The 24991-nt window shown below is 52.9% G+C and carries 23 protein-coding genes; 7 read left to right on the top strand and 16 right to left on the bottom strand.

The features are described from left to right. Nucleotides 1-1056: an NAD(P)/FAD-dependent oxidoreductase gene (locus ACTJJ1_RS06195; protein WP_440832794.1), complete on the top strand. Its 1056-nt coding sequence runs from the start codon at nucleotides 1-3 to the stop codon at nucleotides 1054-1056. A gap of 53 nt (nucleotides 1057-1109) precedes the next feature. Here ACTJJ1_RS06195 and ACTJJ1_RS06190 read toward each other — a convergent pair whose 3' ends face one another. From ACTJJ1_RS06190 to ACTJJ1_RS06170, 5 genes are all read right to left on the bottom strand, one after another. Further along, a complete protein-coding gene (locus tag ACTJJ1_RS06190) occupies nucleotides 1110-2492 on the bottom strand; it encodes a carbohydrate porin (protein WP_440832792.1) in 1383 nt (460 codons plus the stop codon). 221 nt (nucleotides 2493-2713) lie between these two features. Further along, nucleotides 2714-3016, bottom strand: coding sequence for a PTS lactose/cellobiose transporter subunit IIA (locus ACTJJ1_RS06185; protein WP_006325362.1), 303 nt, complete (start codon nucleotides 3014-3016; stop codon nucleotides 2714-2716). Beyond that, the gene (locus ACTJJ1_RS06180; protein ID WP_440832791.1) at nucleotides 3009-4412 is read right to left on the bottom strand and encodes a glycoside hydrolase family 1 protein; all 1404 of its coding nucleotides are present in this window, start codon (nucleotides 4410-4412) and stop codon (nucleotides 3009-3011) included. The genes ACTJJ1_RS06185 and ACTJJ1_RS06180 overlap by 8 nt, the downstream gene beginning before the upstream one ends. A 21-nt stretch (nucleotides 4413-4433) precedes the next feature. Beyond that, complete coding sequence (locus ACTJJ1_RS06175; RefSeq protein ID WP_004944537.1) at nucleotides 4434-5762, bottom strand: PTS sugar transporter subunit IIC; 1329 nt, start codon at nucleotides 5760-5762, stop codon at nucleotides 4434-4436. 12 nt (nucleotides 5763-5774) lie between these two features. Beyond that, nucleotides 5775-6089, bottom strand: a complete 315-nt coding sequence (locus tag ACTJJ1_RS06170; protein ID WP_004944534.1) for a PTS sugar transporter subunit IIB — start codon at nucleotides 6087-6089, stop codon at nucleotides 5775-5777. A 296-nt stretch (nucleotides 6090-6385) separates the two neighbouring features. Between ACTJJ1_RS06170 and ACTJJ1_RS06165 the strand changes: the two genes are divergently transcribed. Next, the gene (locus tag ACTJJ1_RS06165; RefSeq protein ID WP_004944530.1) at nucleotides 6386-7339 is read left to right on the top strand and encodes a LacI family DNA-binding transcriptional regulator; all 954 of its coding nucleotides are present in this window, start codon (nucleotides 6386-6388) and stop codon (nucleotides 7337-7339) included. A 75-nt stretch (nucleotides 7340-7414) separates the two neighbouring features. On the opposite strand, the gene ACTJJ1_RS06160 is transcribed toward ACTJJ1_RS06165, so the two are convergent. Then, the gene (locus ACTJJ1_RS06160; protein ID WP_004944527.1) at nucleotides 7415-8620 is read right to left on the bottom strand and encodes an aldose 1-epimerase family protein; all 1206 of its coding nucleotides are present in this window, start codon (nucleotides 8618-8620) and stop codon (nucleotides 7415-7417) included. A 323-nt stretch (nucleotides 8621-8943) separates the two neighbouring features. Beyond that, on the bottom strand, nucleotides 8944-11361 hold the full coding sequence (gene bamA, locus ACTJJ1_RS06155) for an outer membrane protein assembly factor BamA (RefSeq protein ID WP_440833610.1): 2418 nt from the start codon (nucleotides 11359-11361) through the stop codon (nucleotides 8944-8946). Nucleotides 11362-11758: 397 nt separating this feature from the next. Here bamA and ACTJJ1_RS06150 point away from each other — a divergent pair, with 397 nt between their 5' ends. After that, the gene (locus tag ACTJJ1_RS06150; protein WP_004944521.1) at nucleotides 11759-12511 is read left to right on the top strand and encodes a MipA/OmpV family protein; all 753 of its coding nucleotides are present in this window, start codon (nucleotides 11759-11761) and stop codon (nucleotides 12509-12511) included. 23 nt (nucleotides 12512-12534) lie between these two features. Here ACTJJ1_RS06150 and ACTJJ1_RS06145 read toward each other — a convergent pair whose 3' ends face one another. Then, on the bottom strand, nucleotides 12535-12927 hold the full coding sequence (locus ACTJJ1_RS06145) for a nuclear transport factor 2 family protein (protein WP_420029565.1): 393 nt from the start codon (nucleotides 12925-12927) through the stop codon (nucleotides 12535-12537). 376 nt (nucleotides 12928-13303) lie between these two features. Here ACTJJ1_RS06145 and ACTJJ1_RS06140 point away from each other — a divergent pair, with 376 nt between their 5' ends. Continuing rightward, the gene (locus ACTJJ1_RS06140; RefSeq protein WP_020453836.1) at nucleotides 13304-13570 is read left to right on the top strand and encodes a hypothetical protein; all 267 of its coding nucleotides are present in this window, start codon (nucleotides 13304-13306) and stop codon (nucleotides 13568-13570) included. A gap of 186 nt (nucleotides 13571-13756) precedes the next feature. Here the strand turns inward: ACTJJ1_RS06140 and ACTJJ1_RS06135 are convergent, their stop codons facing one another. The 4 genes from ACTJJ1_RS06135 to ACTJJ1_RS06120 form a co-directional block, all read right to left on the bottom strand. Next, nucleotides 13757-13924, bottom strand: a complete 168-nt coding sequence (locus tag ACTJJ1_RS06135; RefSeq protein WP_440832789.1) for a hypothetical protein — start codon at nucleotides 13922-13924, stop codon at nucleotides 13757-13759. Between the two features lie 104 nt (nucleotides 13925-14028). After that, on the bottom strand, nucleotides 14029-14433 hold the full coding sequence (locus ACTJJ1_RS06130) for a fucose-binding lectin II (RefSeq protein ID WP_013812915.1): 405 nt from the start codon (nucleotides 14431-14433) through the stop codon (nucleotides 14029-14031). Nucleotides 14434-14444: 11 nt separating this feature from the next. Beyond that, nucleotides 14445-14846 (bottom strand): hypothetical protein, encoded by a 402-nt coding sequence (locus ACTJJ1_RS06125; RefSeq protein WP_004944514.1) that lies wholly within the window; start codon nucleotides 14844-14846, stop codon nucleotides 14445-14447. Continuing rightward, complete coding sequence (locus ACTJJ1_RS06120; protein WP_440832788.1) at nucleotides 14843-16147, bottom strand: hypothetical protein; 1305 nt, start codon at nucleotides 16145-16147, stop codon at nucleotides 14843-14845. The genes ACTJJ1_RS06125 and ACTJJ1_RS06120 overlap by 4 nt, the downstream gene beginning before the upstream one ends. Nucleotides 16148-17071: 924 nt before the next feature. On the opposite strand from ACTJJ1_RS06120, the gene ACTJJ1_RS06115 reads away from it, so the two are divergent. Both ACTJJ1_RS06115 and ACTJJ1_RS06110 read left to right on the top strand, forming a co-directional pair. Continuing rightward, on the top strand, nucleotides 17072-18457 hold the full coding sequence (locus ACTJJ1_RS06115) for a diaminobutyrate--2-oxoglutarate transaminase (RefSeq protein ID WP_004944509.1): 1386 nt from the start codon (nucleotides 17072-17074) through the stop codon (nucleotides 18455-18457). Between the two features lie 18 nt (nucleotides 18458-18475). Continuing rightward, nucleotides 18476-19948, top strand: coding sequence for a pyridoxal phosphate-dependent decarboxylase family protein (locus ACTJJ1_RS06110; protein WP_004944506.1), 1473 nt, complete (start codon nucleotides 18476-18478; stop codon nucleotides 19946-19948). Nucleotides 19949-20049: 101 nt separating this feature from the next. On the opposite strand, the gene ACTJJ1_RS06105 is transcribed toward ACTJJ1_RS06110, so the two are convergent. Together ACTJJ1_RS06105 and ACTJJ1_RS06100 are read right to left on the bottom strand one after the other, a co-directional pair. Continuing rightward, complete coding sequence (locus tag ACTJJ1_RS06105) at nucleotides 20050-20346, bottom strand: AzlD family protein (RefSeq protein WP_041416943.1); 297 nt, start codon at nucleotides 20344-20346, stop codon at nucleotides 20050-20052. After that, the gene (locus ACTJJ1_RS06100; protein ID WP_409442924.1) at nucleotides 20343-20774 is read right to left on the bottom strand and encodes an AzlC family ABC transporter permease; all 432 of its coding nucleotides are present in this window, start codon (nucleotides 20772-20774) and stop codon (nucleotides 20343-20345) included. Before ACTJJ1_RS06100 ends, ACTJJ1_RS06105 begins: the two co-directional genes overlap by 4 nt. A gap of 186 nt (nucleotides 20775-20960) precedes the next feature. Between ACTJJ1_RS06100 and ACTJJ1_RS06095 the strand changes: the two genes are divergently transcribed. Next, entirely contained in the window at nucleotides 20961-21893 is a 933-nt protein-coding gene (locus ACTJJ1_RS06095; protein WP_122288935.1) for a LysR family transcriptional regulator, read from the top strand. A gap of 376 nt (nucleotides 21894-22269) precedes the next feature. Here the strand turns inward: ACTJJ1_RS06095 and ACTJJ1_RS06090 are convergent, their stop codons facing one another. Both ACTJJ1_RS06090 and ACTJJ1_RS06085 read right to left on the bottom strand, forming a co-directional pair. Next, complete coding sequence (locus ACTJJ1_RS06090; protein ID WP_440832787.1) at nucleotides 22270-23805, bottom strand: alpha/beta hydrolase; 1536 nt, start codon at nucleotides 23803-23805, stop codon at nucleotides 22270-22272. A gap of 290 nt (nucleotides 23806-24095) precedes the next feature. Then, nucleotides 24096-24854: an SDR family NAD(P)-dependent oxidoreductase gene (locus ACTJJ1_RS06085; protein ID WP_440832786.1), complete on the bottom strand. Its 759-nt coding sequence runs from the start codon at nucleotides 24852-24854 to the stop codon at nucleotides 24096-24098. Nucleotides 24855-24991 lie beyond the last annotated feature (137 nt).

The raw sequence follows: 24991 nt of genomic DNA, 5'->3' as shown, positions 1-24991 counted from the left end.
ATGTGTGCCACAGAAAAACACATGATTGTTGTAGGCGCGGGAATCATGGGTGCTTCGATAGCCTATCACCTGGCCAGCCGCGGAATAAAAGTGACCGTTATCGATAAAAACCACCCGGCGTCTGGGGCCACCGGCAGCTCTTTTGGCTGGATACACACTACGGTGAGTGATGATGCGCCAGATGCATTGCTTCGCCGAGCCTCTGTGGCGGACTGGCATCGATTGGAAAAAGAGATCCCGGAACTTTGGGTTAACTGGACGGGGGCGCTCAGTTACGACGATTTTTCACTGGAGAGCCAGGCCGACGATAGCTTGCTTCGGCAACCGGGCATATCCCGGCTTGAACCCGCGCTGAATAACCCGCCGCAACGGGCTTATTATGCACAGCAAGAGGGGGCTGTCGATCCTATAGACGCCACTCGTGTCCTGCTGGATAAAGCCTGTAGCCTGGGGGCCACGCTCAAAACCCAGACGGCGGTAATCGGGTTTACCCGAGAGGGAAACAAAATTACCGGCATCGAGACGCCAGAGGGCGTATTGAAGGCGGATTGCCTCATCCTGGCTTGCGGAACGGGCATATCGCCCCTGCTCGATGCCATTGGTACCCCGCTGCCGATCATGGCCTCGCCGGCCATTTTATTGCGGTACGGCGCGACAGGCCACGTAGTTAACACCCTGATTTCAGGCCATGACATAGAGGTTCGCCATGCCCGCAACGGGGATATTTTAGCCGCCGAAGATTATCCGGCAACAGGCGGAATCGATGACATCGCCTCTGACACGTTGGCGGCGATGAAAATCGCCCTAAAAGGCACAGAGTCGGCGCAATTGCTTAGCCAATCGGTAGGGCTGCGGCCTGTGCCGGAAGATGGATGCCCGGTCATCGGATTCATGGGGGATGCAACAGGCGTTTACGTGGCGGTGATGCATCCGGCAGTGACCTGCGCAGCCACCTTGGGGAGAATGATAAGTGAGGAGTTGGTCACCGGTAAGACGCTGGACATGTTTGAAAGCTATCGGCCGGCGCGTTTTTTCTCTGGCCAAGGCGGCACTTAACCGGTTCACAGGGTTCGGGGTGGCCACCTCTGCAGCCACCCTGAAGTCTGTCATCAGAACCAGGCTTCCCACATTGCGCCGACGTTGAACGAGTCCAACTGGGTATCGTCGTCGGTGCCGTTCACGCGGGCGGTATGTTTGTTATCCACTTCACCGCCGGTAACGTAAAAGCGCAGCATAGGACGGAACTCCGGCCCCATCGCAATCGAAATATTCTGCGACAGCGTGAGTTTCCAGCCGTGGTTATCGCCGCCCTGATCGTAGTCAACCCGCTGGTAACCGGCCTCCAGCCAGGTTGAATGCACGTCGTTCCACCAATACATCGGCCGCACAATCGCGCCGTAGTTGCGGCGATCGTCAGTGCCATCGGCGTCGTTGGAGTAATCATGGAAAGCGAGCAGGTATTCCACCTGCGCCTGCTGGGTAAACTTGTAGTTCCCCTCGAAGCTGGCGTAGACCGCCGTCAACTCGTCCGTTTTGTTGTAGACGCTGTTATCCGCATTGTTGGAGTAACGGGCGATGACCTTATTCACGCCTTTGTCGCCGGTATGGCTCAGCACCACGCCGCCCTGCCAGGCTTTCAGACGGTCATCGCTTTCCACGGCTTTAGAATCGAAGCCATAGTTGGCATACAGTTCCACATCCAGCGGGCCGACCTTCATGCCGTGAATTTTCGAGGTCAGCGCGTAGTTGCCTTTATCGCCGGTTCCTGAACCGCCGGTACAGGTGATGCGCGACGGGTTGGCTTCGTCTTCCGCCACTCTCGGGTCACAGGACTCAACGGCGGCGACGGCGGCGACGTCAAACTGCACACCGCCGATATCGAAGTTCTTCACCCCGGCGCCCTGACCATCGTGATTCATCCAGAAATAGTCGTTGATGCCCTGTTGCGGGCGCTGATGAAAATCGCGGCCGGCCCACAGATAGGCATTCGGATTGGAGGCCAGAATATTGGTGACGCCGGCGTAGGCTTTCTTGAGGTTCACCTCGTCGCCCCAGTGGTCGAACATCACATTGACATCCCAGATTGCGCCGTTATCGCCTTTGAACGCTTTGGAAAGCTGGAATTCGCCGCCATTGCCTTCGTTGCCCAAACGGCCCAACGCGGACGCGCCGTTGTAGGAACCGTCAACGCCGACGAATTTCTGATCGCCGCCCTGGAACTGCGCACCATAGCGGGCGTAACCGGAAAATTTGACGCCAAACGGGATCGCCATATCCGGCGACTGGGCGGTGCTTTGCGGCTCGGTAATCACATCGGCCTTTTTGTTTACGGCGGCATCTATTTTCGCCTGCCGTTGCGCCAGGGCTTTATCTACCGCTTTTGCCACGATGGCATCGATTTGTTCTTGGGTAAATTCTTGAGCGAATACGGATCCAGAGCAAAGCGCGGCCATTACCGCCAGCGCTATTGGCAATTTATTATATATTTTCATGGTTATCTCAATTGTACACACGTGATCCTATAAGCCGCCTGCAGGCAGCTTTAATGATAGGGTGTGGGCTGGTTTATTTTTAGATAACAGCCATCCTGTTCTGGTTTAAAAAACAACCGTGCTATCACCAAAACAAGCTGATTCTTTATTATTTGCATGGGTACAGAACAGTTAAGTTATTTTCGTAATTATTCCCCCTTATTGGAATGAACAACGTGTTATTAGCGTTGGTAAAGATGAATGATCTCTTCCGATAATTCACGCGCCAGTAAAGACGTCATTAAATGATCCTGTGCGTGCACCATAATTAAGGTCATTGGCTGCCGGGCTTCGCCGGCATCCTGTTCGATCAGTTTGGTTTGCATCTGATGCGCCTGGCGCGAAAAGCCATCGGCCTGCTGCAACAGCGCTTTGGCTTCGCCGATGTTGCCTTCCCGCGCGGCGCGCAATGCCTCAAAGCACAGGCTGCGCGACTGACCGGCATTGACGATAATCTCCATGACCGCGTCTTCCAATTCAATCATCATTTGTCTCCTGTTCGTTAAACCCATTGTCTACGGCGGTAGCGGCAAACCACTCTCCGCTTTTCTTGACGGTACGTTGCTGGCTGGCCAAATCCAATTGCACCAGACCGTAACGATTTTTATATCCGTTGCACCATGACCAGTTATCAATAAACGTCCACATGTGATAGCCGAGGCAATTACTGCCTTCGCTAATGCCTTTATGCAGCCATTTAAGGTGTTCGGAAACAAATTCAATACGATAATGATCGTTGATTTGGCCGTTTTCCACAAACCGTTGTTCGTTTTCCACACCCATGCCATTTTCGGAAATAAAACAGCGCGGGTTGTCATAATTAACGCGCAAATTGGTCAGAATGTCATAAATACCCGGTTCGTAAATTTCCCAGCCGCGGTAAGGATTCATTTTTCTGCCGGGCATTTCATAGTTTTCGAATAACCATTCAGGCATAAAGGGCGCCAGCGGGTTTACGGCACTGTCGCGGCATTTCACGCGGCGCGGCTGGTAATAGTTGACGCCGAGCAGGTCAATCTTTCCTTCGGCGATCAGCGCCCGATCGCCGGGCTGGCAGGCCGGAAGCTGATCCCAGGTTTTCAGCAATGCCACCAGATCGGCCGGATATTCGCCACGCAGCACCGGATCGAGGAAACTGCGGTTAAACAGCAAGTCGGCATGGTGCGCGGCACTCACATCCGCCGGATTTTGCGAACGCGGGTAAGACGGCGTCAGGTTCAGCACGATACCGATCTCCCCGGCGTAAAGCCCGGCCCGAAACGCCCGTACCGCCGACGCATGCGCCAGCATCGTGTGGTATGCCACCGTCGCCGCCCGTTTAAAGTCGACCACGTTGGGATAGTGGAAATCATACAGGTAGCCGCCTTCGACCGGCACAATCGGCTCATTGAAGGTGAACCAATGCATCACCCGGTCGCCAAACAGCTCAAAACAGACCTGCGCATAGCGGCTAAAGGCCGTGACCACGTCACGGTTTTCCCAGCCGCCCTTCTCCTGCATCGCCATCGGCATATCGAAGTGGAACAGCGTAATAAACGGCTTGATGCCCTGCGCCAGCAGCTCATCAATCACGTTGTTATAAAACGCCACCGCTTGCGGATTCACCTCGCCCGTTCCGTCCGGGATCAGCCGCGACCAACTCAAAGAGGTACGAAAACTGTTGTGGTTGAGCTGTTTCAGCAGCGCGATATCCTGGCGCCAGTTCCGGTAAAAGGTCGACGTCTCCTGCGGGCCCACTTGCTGATGAAAGCGCCAGGGTTGATTGGCGTACCAGGCGTCCCAAATTGTCGGGCTTTTACCGCCCTGCCTGCTGTCCCCTTCGGTTTGCAACGCGGAGCTGGCGCTGCCCCACCAAAAGTGCTCGGGAAATGCGTATTTCATGATCCGGTTCTCCATTAAATATCAGTTGCTGCTGACAGTTCCGGCCAGCGGTGTACCGCTCTGCGCTTTTTGCTCTTCGGTTTTCATTAAAGATCGCTCGTAGGCACGCAGGAACGGCAAGTACATCAGGGCGGACATCACCATACAGATAACGCACATCACTACCGGGCTGAACGCCCAGTTCGCCGCCCAGGAGGCGCCGATGGGCGCCGGCGTGGTCCACGGCGTGAGCGAGACCACCTGCGCCAGCCATCCCAAACGCGTCGCGGTATAGGCCAGTACGGCGTTGACCATGGGAACGCAGACGAACGGAATGAACAACATCGGGTTCATGATGATCGGCGCACCAAACAGGATCGGTTCATTGATGTTAAAGAAGCTCGGCACCACGCCCATTTTGCCGATGGTGCGCAGGTGCGCAACGCGGCTGCGCAACAGCAGGAAAGCCAGCGGTAAGGTCGAGCCGACGCCGCCAATCAGCAAATAGTGATCCCAGAAACCTTGCAAATAAACGTGTGGCAATGCCGTCCCCGCCGCCAGCGCCGCCTGATTTACCGACAAGTTCGCCATCCAGAACGGGTTCATGATGCCGGTGACGATCAGCGCACCGTGGATACCGGCGAACCAGAAAATCTGGCACAGCAATACCGACAGCAAAATGGCAGGCAGCGAATCCGAGGCGGACACCAGCGGCTCCAGCAGATGCATAATCGCCTGCGGCAGGATCATGCCGGTTTGCGCTTCGATAAACAGATTCAGCGGATGCAGCGTACCAATCACCACCAGGACCGGGATCAGGATCTCAAAGGAACGCGCCACCCCGGTAGGCACCTCTTTCGGCAACCGAATAGTGACGTTGTTCTGCTTGAGCCAGGCGTAAATGCGGGTTGAGTAAATGGCGGTGATCAGGGCGGTGAAAATCCCCTGCCCGGAGAGATACTGGGTGGATATTTTCCCGTCGGCATAAGGGGCCGCCACCAGCAAAAAGGCCATAAATGCCAGCAAGCCGGACATCACGGGGTCGAGATTAAACTGCCGCCCGAGGCTGGCGCCAATCCCCACGGAGATGAAGAAAGTCATCACTCCCATGCTCAGGTTGAACGGCAACATCAGTTGCGCACGGTAAGTCTGCGAAAAATCCAGCCAGCCACGCGCAAAACTGTTCGTGGTATCTGCGGAGAACGGCGGAAAGATGAAGACCAGCATGAACGAGCCAATAATCATAAACGGCAACGCGGCGGTAAAGCCATCGCGGATGGCGATGACATATTTCTGCTGCCCCAGGCGGCCAGCCAACGGGGTGATGGATTGCTCGATGACGGCAATCATTGACTGATATAACGAACTCATAGGAACACCTTTTTAGTGCGCCGCTGCGATCAGCGACAGAGCATAGTCCAGTACCTTCTCACCGCGCTGCATGCCGTAGTCCATCGGATCAATGGGCTGAACGGGTATGCCTTGGACGGCAGCCTTTTCTGACAGTGTTTTAAGCATATATTTTACCTGCGGCCCCAGCAGCACCACCTGATAGCGTGGAAACTGCGTATCGAACTCGGCTACCCCATAGGCGTCGATCTCGACCGGCAACCCCCTTTCATTCGCCGCCTCCACCATTTTCCTGACCAGCAGGCTGGTAGACATCCCAGCGGAACAACACAGCATGATTTTGTACATCGACAACCTTCCTCAACGGGTAAATAACCTGAATGCGGGAGTGATTGGATATCATACGGAAACCGTTTTCCATCGAGTGAGAGTGGAAGTGTGATACTCATCATAATCTAGCCACCGCAAGGGATTTTTATTGGATTGCCATCACATATTTTTGTCTTGTTTTGAGGTGTTTTGACATGGTGTGGAAAATCGGTTTCCATGAAAAAAGGAAAACGGTTATACTGTTGGCGGCGATAATGTGAGCCATTACCGGATGGGTTTTTACAGGCTGCAGCTTGGTCTGTCAGGAGATAAAGATGTCAACAATCAACGATGTATCACGTTTAGCTGGGGTGTCAAAAGCCACAGTCTCGCGGGTGTTGAGTGGATCGCGCGGCGTTAAGGAAGCCAGCCGTCTCGCGGTATTGCAGGCGGCGGAAGAGCTCAATTACCGGCCCAACGTCATAGCGCAATCATTGCTTAGCCAATCGACGGGCTGCATCGGGGTTATCTGCGCGCAGGAGAACATTAACCAAACCACAGGTTATCTTTATGCGCTGGAAAAACAGCTCAGCCAGCATCAAAAGCATCTGCTGCTGCGTTTCGCCAATACCAAAGCGGGCGTGATGAACGCGCTGGACGAACTCACCTGCGGGTTGTGCGACGACGTGCTGATTATCGGCGCCCGTTTCCCGCTCAACATCCCGCATGACAACGTGATCCTGGTCGATTGCGTTGAGGCCGACACGCCTAACAGCATTCAGTTCGACCACGCTTTCGCCGCCGAAAGCGCCTGCAATTATCTGATTAGCCAAGGCAGACGCCAAATAGCCTTGATCCAGCCGGATGCAGGCGGCTGTGCCGATCAGGTGTTGCTGGGTTATAAGCTTGCGCTGGAAAACAACTTTTTGCCGTTCAATCGCAACCTGGTATTTATGGATTCGACCACCTCATCCGTTGCGGTACAGGTGCTGCTCAATAACGCCACCACGCTCAATTTCAACGCGCTGCTGGTGGCGGACGAGCAGGAGGCGCAGCGAGTGATTACCCAGCTACAGGCGTTCAATAAATCCGTACCGGACGACATCATGGTCTTTAGCCTGGCCGGTTCGCTGCATTTGCCGGGCATTCCGGCGATCCCGTCCATCGAATATTCCATGGACGCCATGGCGGCGCGTATCGTCAGTTGGTTGACGGAAAAAACCCGGGATATGCTCGGCGCCTGCGTGCTGCGCGGAGATTTGATTATCCCTGACAGACACAAGCGTTAAGCGATGAGCGGCACCGCAAGAAAACAAAACGGGCCAACAAAGTTGGCCCGCGATCGGTACGGTTCCTGCTGACGACTACTCTACCGCGATAGGCGTCTCAACCAGTTTGGGCTGATTGCTCCCCTGCAGCGTCTTGATCTTGTCCTGGTACACTTTCACCTGTTCAGCATCTTTCAGCAAGGTATAGGTCAGCTCGAAATCGGTACTTTGGCCAGGCTGCAGCTGTTTGATACGCCCTTGTTCCCGTTCGATTTTCACCGGATAGGCATAGTTGGTCCCCGGTTCGATGCCGGTGACGTACCCCTGGCGTTCGGTATCCGTATTCTTCCACAATGTCAGCAGCGGCAGTTGGTGGGTATCAAAACCTATCGCCACGCCGCGATCCCCGCGCCGGTTGTGCAGCATGGCGAGCGTTTTGCCTTGCGCATCCGCATACGGCAGGATGTTGAACACCATTTCATCAAAGCCTTTGGTCGGGCCCTGGTAAGTTGCCCAGTCTTTCAGGCCGGCTTTGGCGTAGTCGTTAAAAGGCGAAATTTGCTTGATCGGGGCGCTGAATACCGCACCTTCTTCCAGTAACGGTTTGCCGAAGTTGCTGTGGTAAATGATTTCGTAATCCCGTGGGTAATCGGCGCGATTAGTCACGCGATCGTGGATTGAAAACGATTGTGTACCGGGGATATAGCGCAGTTCGGTCCAGGTTTCCAGATTGCTTTTCTTGAAGGTATTTTCTTTCAGCAACCCGCGAATGCGGACTTCGTACGGGGCTTTTTCGGCGATCTCGATCACCACTTTGGAGGCCGGCGTGTTGCCGGCGCGGCCATGCAGCGTGTAAAGCGTGCCGTTGTCGACGCCAGGGTGCCCGGTCCATTCAAAGCCGCAGCGCACCATCATTTCGTTAAACCCGTCCAACCACCCTAACCCATTGCGGCTGTCCAGATTGATATAAGCCGGGTTGACCACCTCGGTTACCGGTGAGTCCCAGCCCAGCCGGACGTCGGACCCCTTCACATTCAGAATATTCATGCCGCGTGTCGGGCTCAGAGCAATCGTCAGGCCTGCACTGCTTAAGGTGATCACCTTGGAGCCTTCCTGTTTTCCGCCGTGCAGCACCTGTTGCTGTAAGCTGAAGCCTGCCCCTGTGATGTTCAGCTTTTGGCTGTCGGTCTGCCAATTGCCCTGTTCAATGCCTTTTTCCGTGTCGGTCAATACAATGGTCTGCGCGTTTACTGCGCATGAAATCAAAGAGATAACCGCCGAAAGTGTAATTAACTTTTTCATGGTGCTGTCCTTAACGTTAGCTGAAAGGTTTTAGCTAAAACAATGAAAAAATAGATCTCGGCAGCCAATTAAAAAGAGAGTTGAGTCACCTTTCCGATAACAACGGAATAACAATGAAAAATAATGCGGACAAAATCACCTTTGCGCTGCAATAAATGATGAGCAATCACGAAATTAATTGATGTTGAGCACGGTAAAGGCACGGGTTTGCTGTAAGGTGTCAGCAAAAAAATCCTTTATCCGTTGGTTGGTTTTTATTATTCATTATCAATCCATTACCAGAAAATAAAGCCCACATGAAATTTGCAGGCTTTGCCTTGGGATTACCAGGTTTTACCGATGTTGAACTGGAATTGCTCTGCCTTGTCCCCTTCGTACTTTTTGATCGGGAACGCATAGGAGAAGGACAACGGCCCCAGCGGCGATTGCCATTGCAATGCGATACCGGCCGAAACGCGGACGTTGCTCGGATCACCGTAGTCCGGGATCCCTGCCGCGAGCGTTTGCGAGGTATTCTGCCAATGGGTATCCCAGACCGTACCGGCATCGACAAACAGCGAAGTGCGCAATGAATTGGCATAGCGGTCATTAATGAACGGCGTCGGGAATATCAACTCGGTACTGGCAATAGCCATGGCGTTACCACCCACGGCATCATCGGATTTGTCGACCGGGCAGTCGCTGTAGGCACTCTCCGAGCCGCTGCAATGATAATAAGCCGCTTTAGGGCCGATACTGTTGGAAGAAAAACCCCGTACGCTACTGGAACCGCCGGCATTAAAGTTATCGTAGAACGGCACCTCATGGCCGCCGAAACCATCGGCATAGCCGGCTTTGGTGCGCCCCATCACGATCCATTTATTATCGCTGCTCAACGGCAGATACTGATTGGCGCTGAACGTCACCTTGTAGTAACTGTTGGTCGACCCCGGCACGGTAATCTTGGCGTTCAGGCTGGCGCTGGTCCCGTCGGTCGGGAAGAAACCGCGGTCAAGGGTGTTGTAATTCCACCCCACGCTCGTAAAGAAGTCATTGGCCGTGAAACGGGCATCGTTATCGTTGTCTTGCGTGGTGATGCCGGGGTTTACATTGACCGAATTGAGGTAACGCCACATGGCCACCTGCGGCGCCATCCCGCTCAGGCGGGTATTGGCATAGTCGAGGCCAAGGCCAAGCGAACTGTTTTCGCCGATCGGGAAGCCAAGGTTGCCGCCGATGCCCAGGCTTTTCATGGTGTATTCAGAGAGATCGTCATCTTCCGCATCATAGTCGTTATAAGAGATCTTCCCGCCTAAACTTACGCCGTCCACCGTGAAATAAGGGTCAGTCATCGACAATTCGATATAGGTCTGGGAGTCGCTTTTGGTGCCATTAAAACCGACGGTATTCCCGCTGCCCAGCCAGTTGTCCTGGCTGACGCCCACTTGAAAACTGGCCCCGCTATCCGTGCCGTAACCGAGCCCAAAGTTAAAGGTCCCCGTATTGCGCTCTTTAACCTTATAGACAACATCGACCTGATCCGGTGATCCCGGCACACGCTGGGTCTCCGTCTCCACCGTTTCGAAGAAGCCGGTGCGATTCAGGCGTTGCTTGCCTTGTTCTACCTGATCGTTACCTAACCACGCCCCCTCCATTTGCCGCATCTCGCGCCGCAAAACGGAATCTTTCGACGTGCCGTTGCCTTCAAAACGGATCCTGCGCACCGAGTAACGCTTGCCGGCATCGACATTGACGTGCAGTTTTACCGTCTTGGCTTTCTGATTGATTTCAGGCTCTATCCCTACCAGCGGGAAAGCGTAGCCGTAACGCCCCAGCAGCTGTTTGATGTCATTTTCCATGCGCGTGATTTTTGCGCCGTTGTACAATTCGCCCGGCTGGATATTCGTCAAGGCCGCAATCTGCGGCAAGTGCCCCGCCATATTGCCATTCAATACCACGCCAGACAGCAGGTACTGACTGCCTTCGTTAAGGTTGATGGTGATGTAAATCCCTTTTTTGTCCGGGGTCAGGCTCACCTGGGTTGAGTCGATTTTGAAGTTTGCGTAACCCCGGTCGAGGTAAAAACTGCGCAAGGTTTCAAGATCGCCGGCCAATTTCTGTTTCTGGTACTTGCGATCGCTCGCCAGGTTCCACCAGGGCACGTCATCGCGCAGTTGCAGATTGGCGAGCAGTTCGTCCGTGCGAAAGGCCTGATTGCCGATCACATTGATCTGCTGGATTTTGGCCGACACCCCTTCGGTGAACACCAGCTTCAGATCGATGCGGTTACGCGGCAATGGCGTGATCACCGCTTTTACGCGGGCGTTGTATTTGCCCACGCTGTAGTAAAAATCCTCCATGCCTTGTTCGATAGAAGACAGCGTGGTGCGATCCAACGCCTCGCCCACGCGCACCCCAGAAGACTCAAGGTTTTGCTTTAGCATGTCGTCTTTCACCGTTTTGTTGCCGGAGAAAGAGATACCGGCAATCGTCGGCCGCTCTTTGACTTTAATAATCAGGACATGATCGTCACGCAGAATCTGCACATCGTCGAAGTTCCCGGTGGTGAACAACGCGCGGATAGTATTGCTGATATCCTCGTCAGACAGCGTATCGCCAACGCGTACCGGCATACTCAGCAAAGCGGCGCCTGGCGCAACGCGCTGGAGCCCTTCAAAGTGGATATCTTTCACCAGGAACCCGTCTGCGGCATAGGCCGACAGGCTGTTAAGGAATAGCATCGCAACAATTGATTTCTTCATCTTGATTGGCGTGTCTCGCGTGTTCATAAATACTGCGTCAACTTTATAAATGTGGGAAACCCTTTACCGGGGCCATGCGGAACATCCGTTTCTATCGGCATATTATTCTCGGCACTGTCATTTAAAGAGATATCCCACTGACCGCTCGCCTTATAAATAATTCAAAGCAAGCTCCCGGCCTTTCGCATTATTTTCACAAACCTGACACTCTTAAACTATTTCGCCAATCGCCTGGGGAATGAAAACCGAAAAATGGCCGTAGCGGTAAGGGATGAACCTTTGTAAGAAAATAATCAAGCTCGCGTAAAAAAAATGGAAATGTGAGTTTTTTATGCCTTGGTTGCTATAGATTCCCTGGGTACCACACTCCGTGGATATTGATATTCAGGTAGACCTTATGAGCCTTTATCCCGTAATGAAATGCCGCGTGCTTTTGATTCTTCCTCTTTTCTATGCCTCAGGCGCGTTCGCCGGTGAATGGTCGCTTGGCGCGGCTGCGGGAGGTGGCATCAGCCCCTATCGTGATACGGACAATACCCTGACCGCACTGCCACTCATTGGGTATGAGGGTGAAGACTTTTATCTGCACGGGTTAAAAGGAGGCTATCACCTGTGGAAAGACGAACAGAATCAACTGGATGTGATGGGTTATTATTCGCCGTTGCATTTCAAACCCGGCGACAGTGACGATGAGCAAATGAAGCGGCTGAACAAGCGCCGTTCGACCGCCATGGCCGGCGTTGAGTACACCCATCGCGCCGCCTGGGGGGCCATTCGCACGGCACTTGCCGCAGACGTGTTGAACAATAGCAACGGCCTGGTGGGCGATCTGGCCTATCTGTATCCCATCCACCTGAATGACTGGGAAATCACCCCGATAGCCGGCGTTAGGTGGGACAGCAAAAACCAAAATAAATATTACTATGGCATCAACGCCGGCGAATCGCACCGAAGCGGGCTGGCCAGTTATACCCCGGACGACAGTTTTACCCCTTACCTGGAATTGGCCGTGCGCTACCACATTAATAAAAGCTGGGATACTTTTGTCTCTGCACGCTACGAATCGCTGCCAAACACCGTTAAAGACAGCCCGATGGTGGACAAATCAAGTACCGGTTCGCTCTCGTTTGGCGTTAATTACTCATTCTGACGCGGATAGTGCCTGATTTCTTTTTATTGGGGGCGTGAGTGTTTAATGAAAAATGACTCCGTTGCCGGCGTGCCCTGATGAAAACGCAACTGCCAACGCTCGCCTGTCTGATGCTCCGATAACACCCAGACAGACGAACGCAACGTGAGCCTCGTGATATCGCCTACGGCATCACGCTGAAAGCTTTTGTACGTCAGCAACGCCACGCCCTCCGTCATCATGGCTAACTTGAAATCTTCGGCATGGATCACTGGCCGACCGGTTTCTTGCTCCAGCGCCGCAACGGTTTGCCGCTTATCATAATGCCGCCCCGAGCGGCCTATCTCTTCAAAATCGTCATGCAGCAATTCACTGACAATCTTGCTGTTGTTACGCGTCGCCGGCTGATGCAGTTGCATCTCCAGCGTTGGGATCATGGTTGAAACGGTCAAAACACGCTCCTTTTTGCTCACACCTGTGGGTACTTCAGGTTCATTTACTCGACGCGGTAGTGACATCGTCACTTTTTTTTGCCGATGACTCGTTGTCTTCTTTGCCACCCAATCCGACGTATTTGCCAAGGAACCAATTCATCCCAAACTTTCAGTCAGTGGAAATACTTGTTTTTATATTTTGTGACGAAGTTCGCAATTTAATTGAATTTAGCATTTTTCACATGCCGTATATGGATAGTATCTTCAGTGGTGCTTAGTGGTTTCTGGGTGAATGGCACTGGGCCAAGAGAGTTCGGAATGACCGTTAATTAATGGTTCAAAACACAGACGTAAAACTTTGTGTTTTCATGGAGGAATTATGAGTAAATATGTTGTTTTTATAAAAAATGATGACTCAAAAGCAATTAAAAAAGAATCAATTACACATACATTAATTAAAGAGATGAAGAGTAAAGGGTTCAGAAAGCATCATGTCGAAGTAGAAGCTGACAATGAAAAAGAAGCCATTAATAAATTAAATGAAAATAATGAGGATTTTTTTAATTCATTAAGTGAATTTTCTGGTAACGTATTTATATGCTCTGCCTGCGTGGTTATTATCGCATTGATTTATTTTTTTAGTTAAAAATCAGCCATTTCAAAGCGGCTTCTACACAGGCCGATAACTACTGACAGGCGTCACTGTGCCATTGACCACCTCAGCAATGCTAATGGCGACGGTAGGTATAGGCCTCCAGCGGCCGATTGAGCGTACTGGCGATGGTTTCCGCCATGTTTTCCAAGCCCATCCATTTCCCGGAGGGACAAGAAATCAGCCTGATGGTGCCCCACTGTCATATTTGTTATTGCCAATTTGTATGGAATCGATTTTGCTGCCGCTTTTGATCACCACCTGTTGACCGCCGGTATCCTGCACGGCGTTGAAAGACCCACCATCTCCGCCATAAGATATTTGATTTTTGCCTGCTAGTGCCTTCATAACTACCTCCATCAACGTGTCGTCAGATTTGTTATTGGTGCGAGGATCTTTTCGAGCCAAGCGGCTTTGTCCCGCTCGGCTCGATCGGCCTTTTGGTCGAGGGGTTAACCCACGAACTGGAACCACTGCAGCTGTAGCAATGAATCGTTGTAATCATTGTCGGTGTAGTCTTCGCTGGCAAAAATGTATTTGCCAAAATAGACCGTTGCGCCGCTGGTAATCACATCCTGCGACCAGATCACCTGCGAATAGCGTTGCCCGCTATTGGTGCCGATCCAGATGGTGTAATTCCCGGAGGCATCCGCAGCCTGGAAGAACCCCTCGCCTATCTGCGTGGGTGTGCCGCCGCTGGAGCTGGCCCCCTGCGTAGTGAAGACCACGTTTGAACTGCTGTCTTTCAACTGAATAAACTGGTTTGCCGAGCTTTGAACCAGAGCAGACCAAAAAACTATTTTTCCGGAGGGAATATTGATGGCAATACCATTGCCATTTACGGGTCCAATTGCCATGTCTTTGCTCCTCAACCGATGCTGTTAAACCAGGTCAGTGTCAGGCAGGTATCATTGAAATCCTGATCCGCGCCGTCTTCACTAATGAAATTGAAACAACTGGAGTAAATCTGGCTGCCGATATTTAACGCGATTTCATCCCACATAACCTGGGACCAGGACTGGCCATTGTTATAGCCAATGAAAACGGTATAAACCCCGCTGCCTGCGGTAACAAACGAGCCCTGGCCAATTTGGGTCGGCGAATGCCCGCCTGTCGATGCACCTTTGCTCTCAATAACCACCTGATTCGTCGAGTCGCGAACCAGAACATATTGTGAGTACGATGCCTGGACATTGGCGGTCCAAAATAGCGTTTTGCCTACGGGTAAGGTGATGGTGATGCCATTACCGGAAACGGGTCCAATACTCATAAACCTCTCCTGCTATCAGTGCTGCGTGGGTTGATGATGGAACTGCCGTGAGATGGGGCTAACAAGCTGGTGCTATTATTGCTTTTACAAACAAAATTAGGCTGCTGCTGTTTTAGGGCATTGCAAATGCCATTGGCCATAGCAACCTGGCTTTGCGGGGTAAAGTTGTTTGGAAACGCCTTTGCCGTCATAAATATCGGCGATAACTGTTGGTAATAACTGTTATTGGCAATGATCGACTGTTGCCAGAATTGCTGAGTGGCCACCAACAACGTCCGCCAAGGCGTACCGGCGGGCAGATCTTTGGACTGCACGATATAATTTTTCATCGCCGTCCCGGTCATTAACGTGGTGAACGCTTGCGCATTGGCCGCACATTGGCTGCCCGGCTTGCACGTCGCGGCGCTGGAAACAAAAGCGTCTTCAAATAACAGCGGTTGGGGGTGTTCTCCCCAAGGGGTAGGCACGACATACAGCGGTTTTTGCGCCGACGAATAGAGATTCACGTAGAAAGACTGCTCGGAAAAGCCCATGTCGGTACTGGCCTGCCCGGAGGCGAACACCTGCTCGGCACCGCCATTCGGGGCGTTATGATAGGTGTTATTGGTGCACTTGTTGACCCCGTTAAAGCTGCAGGTATCAGACAGTGAAACCAATTGATGGACAACGCCGTTATCAGGCGGCATTTGCATCGCCTGTTGCAACGCACCGTAACCATAGGTCTGCACATAAGCGTTGATATAATCGGAAGGAATAGCCCAACTGCCATTAAAGCTGCCTGCCATTTTGGCGACTGACGACATTCGGGTATTCAAATAATTCAGCATTTTCGACAAGGTTTTCTGCTGCTGAATCGCCTGATCGAACGCGTAGAAAAAGTCCATGCAGAGCCAACTGGGGATCGCCCATAACTGGCCTTGGTAAGTCGCCCCCGCCAGCGCCACGGCCCAGGGCGCTTCGCCGGTAATCTGGGCGGGGTTGATCAGATGATTATCCGCCAGGAAACCCAGATAAAGGACATCAAGCTCTATCACGTCAAATCCATCATTACCCAGCAGGACCGGCAACTCGGTAAAACTGTAAATATTCACCTGCGGATTCAGCACTGCATTGAGTAACACCTGCGGGTGCTGCGACTGATAAGTCTGCACAATATAGGCGACCAAATTTTCGAAGTTATCCGTGGGTAGCGTAGGAAGAAAAGGATAAAGCGAGACGTTCAATACTTGCGTTTGTTGCCCATTCAGCACCAGCGTTTGATTGGGGCCGCTGGGCGTTATGGTCATCGCGCGGGTTTGCAAGTTATTGCACTTTGCCCAATTAATTATCGGGTCTTTCGGCCTGCTGGTGTTCTGTCCAACAAAGAATGACTGCCCCGGCTGCACCTTAATGAACCAATCGAAACTGCTGCCTGAAGAGACCGTCCAACCGTCAACCGTGCAAGTAATGGGCGATAAAGAGGTGTTTTTCAATATTAGCTGGCCCGCAACAACCGCAGTGCTGCTAAAAAAGGACAGTATCACCGCAAAGGCGTAGAATAACGCCCGATAAATTAAGCTCATAGAAGCCTCGCATAAAAACAATAAACAACGGCGCCTCCTGTTTTTCGAGGAAAAATAAAAGGCGTAATTATTCCGTGGCGGCATTCGGCAGAAAAATAAAAGTCACTCTGAAAGCTAATATTTTTATGTTTAACTCTATTAGCGTGATCTTTATATTTATTGAAATGACTTTAAATGTGAATATTCGATAAAACATTGGGGTCGTGAATCTTTTTTAATATAGCATCAGGGATAATTCCCTGCAAAGATCCTCAAATAAAAATTAGGTATTCATCCGAGTACATACTCACCATGATAATAAAATACGGCCGCAATTATTCGATATTTGTTGATTCACGTACCGCCTCTGCTTAAGGTCGCGACTGGCGCGGCCTGGCGGACGAGCCATCCCCCGTCGGTCAGTCTATCGCCACATAAAAAACGTGTCTAAATGTTGTCAGCAAACATTTTAGCCGGCAGGTGCAACCCGGGGGGAGCCATGAACGGTCATAAAAACAGCAACATATTGATTGAAGCTAAAAAAAATCAGTAAAATCAAAGGGAAATAAGCTATTGAGTCCCAGGCTAAAAAGCCATATATTGTACGCGATTTTTTACCGGGTTTACTTTTAAATTCAATTAATTCAACCAGGGCGTTTTGATACCCCCGGTTGTAGGAGAGATATGATGACGGATAAAGTCCGTATTGACACTTTAGTTGCGAATTCATTAAACGGAAACAATGAAACCTATTTGGCGAGACAGGCCGAATTTGAATCGAATGTCAGGAGTTATCCGCGCAAATTGCCACTGGCCATTGCCAAAGCAGAGGGCGTGTGGATCACAGACGTTGAGAATAATCAGTATCTTGACTGCCTGGCTGGCGCCGGAACCTTGGCGCTTGGGCACAACCACCCTGACATGCTGAAAAGCATCCAAGATGTCATTACCAGCGGCTTGCCGTTACATACTCTCGATCTGACAACGCCGTTGAAAGATCGTTTCTCCGAATATCTGCTCTCCTTGTTACCCGGCCAGGGTAAAGAGTATTGCCTGCAGTTCACCGGCCCTTCCGGCGCAGACGCCGTTGAAGCCGCACTGAAACTGGCAAAAAAACACACTGGCCGCTCCGGCGTGATCAGCTTCTCCGGCGGCTATCATGGCATGACCCATGGTGCGCTGGCGGTAACGGGTAACCTGTCACCGAAAGAAGCCATCAACGGCATGATGCCGGAAGTCCAGTTTATGCCTTACCCGCACCTGTACCGCTGCCCGCTGGGCATTGGCGGCGAGGCTGGCGTCAAGGCATTGACCTACTATTTCGAAAACCTGATCAATGACGTCGAAAGCGGCGTACGTAAACCTGCGGCCGTCATTCTGGAAGCCGTTCAGGGTGAAGGCGGCGTTAACCCGGCGCCGGCCGAGTGGTTGCAGCGCATTCGCAAAGTCACTCAGGAACACGGCATTTTGCTGATCATCGATGAAGTTCAGGCCGGCTTTGCGCGTACGGGCAAATTCTTCGCCTTTGAGCACGCAGGCATTGAGCCGGACATCATCGTGATGTCCAAAGCCGTAGGCGGCGGTTTGCCATTGGCCGTACTGGCCATCAAGAAGCAGTTTGACGCCTGGGAGCCTGGCCACCATACCGGTACCTTCCGCGGCAACCAATTGGCGATGGCTACCGGCCTGACCACCCTGCAGCACCTTAAAGACAACCAGATTGCCGAAAAAGTGGCAGCCCAGGGCGAATGGCTGAAAGCCAAACTGGCCGAACTGCAAAAGCGTTATCCGGTGATAGGTCACGTGCGTGGCCTGGGCTTGATGATTGGTATTGAGATCGTCAAACCTGGCGAAGCGCAAGATCATATGGGTTGCTACCCTGCCGATGGCCAATTATCCGCATTGCTGCAGAAAAAATGCTTTGAAGCCGGGCTGATTCTGGAGCGCGGTGGCCGCAATGGTTGCGTACTGCGCCTGCTGCCTTCCCTGCTGATCACCAACGATGAGTTGGGTATTTTCCTGGATAAATTTGAACAAGCCCTGTTAGCGGCCGGCGTCAAACCCGTCTGAGTGGAGTGAATGACCGCGATGTCCAAGTTAAACCCGATTCTGGCGGCCTCGGCGCAAAGCACCGAGGCATACCAGCAAGCGATTGCACAGAGTAGCCAGGCCGTTGTGCAGTGGCTGCAACAACCTGAGATGTATCAGGGGAAAACCGTTGCCGAACTGCGTGAACGCATTACGCTCGATTTCAATCCACAGGGCCTGGGCAACCAGGCCGCGATTGAACGCGCGATTGAGTACTTTTTAAAAGACAGCCTGTCGGTTCACCACCCGCAGTGCGTGGCGCATTTGCATTGCCCAAGCCTGGTGGTCAGCCAGGCCGCTGAGGTCTTGATTAACGCCACCAACCAAAGCATGGATTCCTGGGATCAAAGCCCATCCGCCACCATCATCGAGATGAAATTGATCGAATGGTTGCGCACCCAGGTGGGTTACCAACCTGGCGATGCCGGGGTGTTCACCAGCGGTGGTACCCAGAGCAACCTGATGGGCCTGATGTTGGCGCGCGATGCCTTCTTTGCGCGCCAGGGGCACTCTATCCAGCAGGATGGCCTGGTCGGCAACCTGAAAAAGATTAAAGTCTTATGTTCTGAAAACGCCCACTTCTCGGTGCAAAAGAACATGGCGTTGCTGGGTCTGGGTTATCAATCCGTCACGCTGGTGAAAACCGATCGGTTCGCGCGTATGGACCTGAACGATTTAGCCGAAAAAGTGGCGCAGGCCGAAGCCAATGGCGAGCAGATCCTGGCGATTGTAGCGACCGCAGGCACCACGGATGCCGGTGCTATTGATCCCCTGCGCGCTATCGCGCAGTTGGCGGCGAAACACCAGATCTGGGTGCATGTCGATGCAGCCTGGGGCGGTGCATTGTTGCTGTCGGAGAAATACCGCGATTATCTGGATGGCATTGAATTGGTGGATTCCATTACGTTGGACTTCCATAAGCAATTCTTCCAGACCATCAGCTGCGGCGCCTTCTTGTTGAAAGAAGCCCGTCACTATGAGCTGATGCGCTATCAGGCGGCCTACCTGAACTCCGAGTTCGACGAAGCGCAAGGCGTGCCGAACCTGGTGTCCAAATCGCTGCAAACCACCCGCCGTTTCGATGCGTTGAAACTGTGGATGGGTCTGGAAGCGCTGGGGCAAAAACAGTACGCGGAGATCATCGATCACGGCGTTACGCTGGCGCAGCAGGTTGCGCACTACATCGGCGATCAACCGTCGCTGGAACTGGTTATGCAGCCGCAGTTGGCCAGCGTCCTGTTCCGTTACCTCCCGCCACAGTTGGCGGCGAGCGGCGATGCGGCGATTGCATTGCTCAACCAACGGATTGGCGATGCTCTGCTGGAATCGGGCCGCGCCAACGTGGGCGTTACCGAGTTTGATGGCGTCACCTGCCTGAAAATGACGTTACTGAACCCGACCGTCAGCCTGGAAGACATTAAAGTGTTGCTGGCGCTGGTGGAAACCACTGCGCAGCAGTTGCCGACCGCTTAAACCCGGTTTGCCGTTAAAAGCCGATAGCATTCTGTTATCGGCTTTTTTATTGCGATCGCAGAAGGTATCTCCCCTCGACGATGGCCCGAGAAACCTGACCATCAGCTAAGCACTATCTGCAACATGCCCAGTGAGGCTATGGAAATAATCAGCGTCGGCAGCATCGAAAACCGAATAGCGCAGCCTATCGCGATAAACATGGCGATGATTTCTGCCGGATTGGACGACACAAAGTAAGGTGAGATGGCTGACACCATTACGCATCCGGGCGCACTTTCCATGACGCTTCTTGCTCGGGGGCTGAGGTGGCGATTTCTCAAGACAAGATACCCCAGTATCCGGCTCAGATAGGTCACTAACGCCATCCCGGCGATGGTTAAACAGGCAGCCCAGCTCATTGATTTTTATCTCCCCAGAACCATGCCGCCAATAACCCGCTGAACGTTCCTGCAAGCACGTAGGCATGGCCCGGAATGACAAGATACACCGCCGCGGCAACCGCCAGGCTGACCAACCAGGGGCGGGCAGCCCGATATCCTTTCCACATTCCCCGAAGAAGGACAATAAACGTGGCGGGAAAAGCCATCGCGAAACCATACTCTTCTACATTTCCCAATATTGGGCCAACCAGGCACCCCAGCACCGAAAATCCCACCCAAACGGGATAAAAAGGGAAACAAGCCCCGAGGAAGTAAGGCATGGAGAGGCTCTTGTCCGCCGGCATGATGGCGGCATTCTTCAGGGTTTTAGAATAGGCCACCGCCCAGCCCTCATCAGCCATCAGGAAGAGTGCCGGCAGCACTTTACGACGAGGAAGATGCTTGATTGAGCATTTTGGGCCGCCAATACGATAACCTCAAACGGCAATATTTGTCTGCCGAATAATGTAGATCCGACAGACGGAAGCGGTCTTGGCGTAGGATATAATAGAAGGCGGAAGACGCAGCATTGGCATTGATAACCTGCACGGAACGCCTTCTCCCTTTTTCTTTGGTTCAGGATACGAAGCATGATGACTGATCCCGATCTCAACCTGCTCATTGCCCTCGACGTGTTACTGGCCGAAGGCAGCGTGGCCGGCGCAGCGCGGCGTCTTGGGTTAAGCGCCTCGGCCATGAGCCGCACGCTCAGCCGCTTGCGCACGGCAACCGGCGATCCTTTACTGGTGCGCGCCGGGCGCAATATGGTGCTGACACCTTATGCCGAAGAGATACGCGAGCGTACGCAAAATACCGTCTTTGAGGCACGCGCTGTACTCCGCCCTTCTGCCGCGGAGCTGGATCCGGCCACGCTGGAACGCACCTTTACCCTGCGTACCAATGACGGCTTTGTGGAGGCTTTTGGTCCTGCGCTTATCGCGGCGGCAGCGGCGGCGGCACCCTTGGTGCGCCTGCGCTTTGCGCCAAAACCCGAGAAAAGCTCAAAGCCTTTGCGAGAAGGCTTGGTTGATCTCGAGATCGGCGTGTTGGGCGACATGGGGCCGGAAATACGCCTGCAGGCACTATTCAGGGACAGGTTCGTGGGGGTGGCAAGGAAGGGACATCCGCTGGCGCTACAGCCTGACGTTACCCTTGAGAGCTATGTTGCCTGCGGGCACGTTGTCGCCTCGCGCAGCGGGCGGGTAGCCGGGCCGGTGGACCAGGCGCTGGCGGAGTTGGGGCTGGAGCGGAACATCGCCGCCGTGGTGCCGAGTTTTCCCGCCGCGCTGGCGGTGGCTCAGGCGTCTGACCTGGTGGCGCTGGTGCCCGCCTCTTTTCTTATCAATCAACCCACCGTTAGTGGGAACGGGGTTGTCGCCGCACTTTTCGCTTTTGAACTGCCGGTAAAAACCCAGAGCATTACCGTCTCGCAAATGTGGCATCCGCGCTCCGAAGTGGATCCGGCCCACCGTTGGCTGCGGCAATTGGTGTTGAGCGTCTGCCGGCGGCAGGCACCGGAGTCATGAAAAAGCAAACAGATGCCGTGATGCGTTTCTTATGCCGGAGTAAAACGTCGGATAGAGTAATACAAGCTTGAACGGTTTAGGGCAAAGAGACCCACGAGGAGTGTTGGTTGGGATAATTACGCAGCGTAACCATTATAATAAAGGGATTTTATTGGTTTGATTCATTTTGCTTTAATAGTGCCCACTATGCAGTGCATTAAAACGATGACGCCCAATCAATCGAAGCACTGCATAGTGGAGCGGGAATATTAACGTAATGAATTCGAATTTCTAACCTTATGTAACTAAAGAAACCGAAAATACAAAGATAAAAGCGCCAGAAATATCGAAGACACAATATATTGGCGCTCACCGGTCTATTAATTATCCATCAAGGCTAACACTTTTTATTGGCCCTTACTTTTTCAGGGGAAATAAAATAATCAATCACTTCATCGTCTACGCATTGATTGACGTTGGAAAGCGCAATCGTATGCCCGTCGCCATTCACCGTAATCAAAGGGCTGTGAAAAAATGTCGCCATCCGTTTGGCCCCCTCATAAGGGGTAGCGGGATCATAAAGTTGTGCAACAAATAACAAAGGCGGCAATTCGGCAGACACTACGGGAGTATGTGCCGGCATCGTGCCTTTAAATGGCCAGAGGTCGCAGACATTGCGTGGAGACTGCGTCTTTACCGGATAGTTACTGAAAGGGGATGCATCCGCTAACTTCTGCTCTTTGAGCCGGCTCTGTTCAAGATTTCCACCCGGATTGGCCGAATCTATGCAGCCGATCAGGGTTAAATTATCGGCCTCTTCGTCGGCGGCGCTTGCCACGCCCACATCAGCGCTGCTGTCTGCCTGGTTACGGGGTTTGGAGGGATTTACCGCTTTAGGGCGTGCGTTTTGTTCTGCCTCCGTAGCCTGATCGGCGGTTTTATCCAAAACGGCCAGAGCCTGGTAATCAAACTTGTCGCTATCGATTGAGCGCAGCAATTTGGCCAGGTCCGGCCAATTTTCTGAAGAATAAAGCGTTTTTTGGGTCGCACTAATAATGGCATCCGAGCCTATATCATTGCCATTTTCATCCCTCAGCGCCAGGTTATCTACTTTTTCCAGCAACGCGTGATAGTTCGCCGTGGCATGGGCTTTAGTTAATTGGCACTGCTGTTCTTCTTCACAATAGGCGGCAAAACGTTCGAATGAATGCTGGAAGGACAATGCCTGTTTGTAATCGCTGCTGAACGCATCGTCCGAGATGTCCATCACGCCGTCGAATACCAGGGCCCTTATATTTTTCGGGAAACGCTCTGCGTAGATTGCCGCTACCTGAGTTCCGTATGAAAAGGCGATAGCATTCAGTTTATCTTCACCCAAAGCGGCTCTGATAATGTCCACATCATTGACCGCCTCATCCGTACCCAGGTGTTTCAGGACATTGAGCGTCGTGCGATTAATACAGCCTTCCAACCAGGTCCGGCCCACTTTTTCGGCCTCTGCGGTATTAAGCGCATTATCGGCATTGTTGTCCGGCTGAGTGGAACATGTAATTTTTGGCCGGGATTGCCCGACGCCTCGTGGGTCATAACCGATTACATCGAAACTTTCATTGAGTTCTTCCGTTTCGATAGGCACCTGAATCCCAGGCAGCCCCGGCCCGCCGGGAATAGACAGCACGCTGCCCCGCTTCTCACCGGTCGCAGGCAAGCGTGTGACTGCCAGTTTGACTTTTTCATGGCTACTGCCGCCGTAGGATAAAGGCGCTTCAACATAGCCGCATTGCAGCCGCGCAGGGATCTCTCCCCCGTCGAACCATTGATTAAACGAACTGTTTTTGCAGGAAACCCAGGATATCGGCTGAGTTTGGCTGGCAAAAACCGCCGGTGGGCAAAAAATGACGGCAATAATAAAGGCTATTGTCGGAAACTTCACGCTTCCCCCTCGATGAAAAAAATTAAGGCTATAAATCGTCCAGGCCTTAGTTATACAGACCCATCGGAAAACGGAATATATCTGCGCCAAGCTTTTTTACAGAGAGTGAGGCTTTGTTTAATAAATCGGATTTAGAGAAAACCTGCGCATCCCCAGGCGCGTTGTTGCGCGCGGGAGGGGGCGCTTTGGAATACAGGCTGGCTCCAGCCTGCGCTTCGTGGCGATATTCGCAAATGGCCGCATTCTCCCTATGTTCAATGGCAGAATGGAATGAATGCGGCTGGCTGTGATTACAGTAACTGCCCGCCCGAAATGTCGAAGGTCGTCCCGTTAGCCCATGCCATGTCATCGGACAGAATGGCGGCTACCGCACCGCCTACGTCGTCCGGTAAACCGACACGACCCAGCGCGATCCCCTGAGCAACCCAGGCGTTCACATCCTTGTTGTCGCGCACCGCACCACCGCCAAAATCGGTAGCGATGGCGCCAGGGGCAATCGCATTCACCCGAATTTGGCGCGCACCAAGTTCTACGGCCATGTAACGGGTCAGAACCTCTACTGCCGCCTTCACCGCCGCATAAACGCTGTACCCCGGCAAAGTAAAGCGCACGAAGCCGGACGAAACGTTCAGGATCCGGCCGCCGTCTTCCACGAGCGGTAACAGCTTCTGAGTCAGAAAAATCGGCCCGCGAAGGTGCGTGGCGACCAGAGAGGCAAATTGCTCCTCGGTGGCGTCAACAAAGTTTGAAAAGAGTCCATTGCCGGCATTGTTGACGAGGAAGTCGAAGCGTTCGCGGCCGAAGTCGGCCCTCAGCGTTTCAGTCACGGCGTTTGAAAAAGCCGGATAACTGGCGGTATCGGTGATGTCGAGCGGCAGCATCGCGGCCTTGCCACCCTGTGCTTCGATCTCCTGTTTCAGCGCCTGGGCTTCTGCGGCGCCGCTGCGATAGGTGCCGATAATGCGTACGCCGCGCTTGGCGAGGTGAAGAGCCATGTTGCGGCCAAGGCCACGGCTGGCGCCGGTGATGAGTGCAATCGGGTTGGTCATGGGCTGTCTCGTATAGGTTAATTGGGCGCACCTTGCGGTGCCTGCTTGACCTGCTCATGATAGGCAATGACCGGTGTGTAACCTACGCCTGATAAGCTCAGTTTATTGCCTGATTGTCTCAATCATTTTACGGGGGG

Origin of the sequence: Serratia sp. 22264, from assembly GCF_052045345.1 — a bacterium.
GTDB lineage: Bacteria > Pseudomonadota > Gammaproteobacteria > Enterobacterales > Enterobacteriaceae > Serratia > Serratia plymuthica.
The sequence above is the reverse complement of the archived record's forward strand: the minus strand, read 5'-3'. Positions and strand labels throughout refer to the sequence as shown.

What these genes read in the sequence shown, in the direction of transcription:
- ACTJJ1_RS06195 (WP_440832794.1), top strand. Translation starts at nt 1, where the DNA reads ATGTGTGCCACAGAAAAACACATGATTGTTGTAGGCGCGGGAATCATG.
- ACTJJ1_RS06190 (WP_440832792.1), bottom strand. Translation starts at nt 2,492, where the DNA reads ATGAAAATATATAATAAATTGCCAATAGCGCTGGCGGTAATGGCCGCG.
- ACTJJ1_RS06185 (WP_006325362.1), bottom strand. Translation starts at nt 3,016, where the DNA reads ATGATTGAATTGGAAGACGCGGTCATGGAGATTATCGTCAATGCCGGT.
- ACTJJ1_RS06180 (WP_440832791.1), bottom strand. Translation starts at nt 4,412, where the DNA reads ATGAAATACGCATTTCCCGAGCACTTTTGGTGGGGCAGCGCCAGCTCC.
- ACTJJ1_RS06175 (WP_004944537.1), bottom strand. Translation starts at nt 5,762, where the DNA reads ATGAGTTCGTTATATCAGTCAATGATTGCCGTCATCGAGCAATCCATC.
- ACTJJ1_RS06170 (WP_004944534.1), bottom strand. Translation starts at nt 6,089, where the DNA reads ATGTACAAAATCATGCTGTGTTGTTCCGCTGGGATGTCTACCAGCCTG.
- ACTJJ1_RS06165 (WP_004944530.1), top strand. Translation starts at nt 6,386, where the DNA reads ATGTCAACAATCAACGATGTATCACGTTTAGCTGGGGTGTCAAAAGCC.
- ACTJJ1_RS06160 (WP_004944527.1), bottom strand. Translation starts at nt 8,620, where the DNA reads ATGAAAAAGTTAATTACACTTTCGGCGGTTATCTCTTTGATTTCATGC.
- bamA (WP_440833610.1), bottom strand. Translation starts at nt 11,361, where the DNA reads ATGAAGAAATCAATTGTTGCGATGCTATTCCTTAACAGCCTGTCGGCC.
- ACTJJ1_RS06150 (WP_004944521.1), top strand. Translation starts at nt 11,759, where the DNA reads ATGAGCCTTTATCCCGTAATGAAATGCCGCGTGCTTTTGATTCTTCCT.
- ACTJJ1_RS06145 (WP_420029565.1), bottom strand. Translation starts at nt 12,927, where the DNA reads ATGATCCCAACGCTGGAGATGCAACTGCATCAGCCGGCGACGCGTAAC.
- ACTJJ1_RS06140 (WP_020453836.1), top strand. Translation starts at nt 13,304, where the DNA reads ATGAGTAAATATGTTGTTTTTATAAAAAATGATGACTCAAAAGCAATT.
- ACTJJ1_RS06135 (WP_440832789.1), bottom strand. Translation starts at nt 13,924, where the DNA reads ATGAAGGCACTAGCAGGCAAAAATCAAATATCTTATGGCGGAGATGGT.
- ACTJJ1_RS06130 (WP_013812915.1), bottom strand. Translation starts at nt 14,433, where the DNA reads ATGGCAATTGGACCCGTAAATGGCAATGGTATTGCCATCAATATTCCC.
- ACTJJ1_RS06125 (WP_004944514.1), bottom strand. Translation starts at nt 14,846, where the DNA reads ATGAGTATTGGACCCGTTTCCGGTAATGGCATCACCATCACCTTACCC.
- ACTJJ1_RS06115 (WP_004944509.1), top strand. Translation starts at nt 17,072, where the DNA reads ATGATGACGGATAAAGTCCGTATTGACACTTTAGTTGCGAATTCATTA.
- ACTJJ1_RS06110 (WP_004944506.1), top strand. Translation starts at nt 18,476, where the DNA reads ATGTCCAAGTTAAACCCGATTCTGGCGGCCTCGGCGCAAAGCACCGAG.
- ACTJJ1_RS06105 (WP_041416943.1), bottom strand. Translation starts at nt 20,346, where the DNA reads ATGAGCTGGGCTGCCTGTTTAACCATCGCCGGGATGGCGTTAGTGACC.
- ACTJJ1_RS06095 (WP_122288935.1), top strand. Translation starts at nt 20,961, where the DNA reads ATGACTGATCCCGATCTCAACCTGCTCATTGCCCTCGACGTGTTACTG.
- ACTJJ1_RS06085 (WP_440832786.1), bottom strand. Translation starts at nt 24,854, where the DNA reads ATGACCAACCCGATTGCACTCATCACCGGCGCCAGCCGTGGCCTTGGC.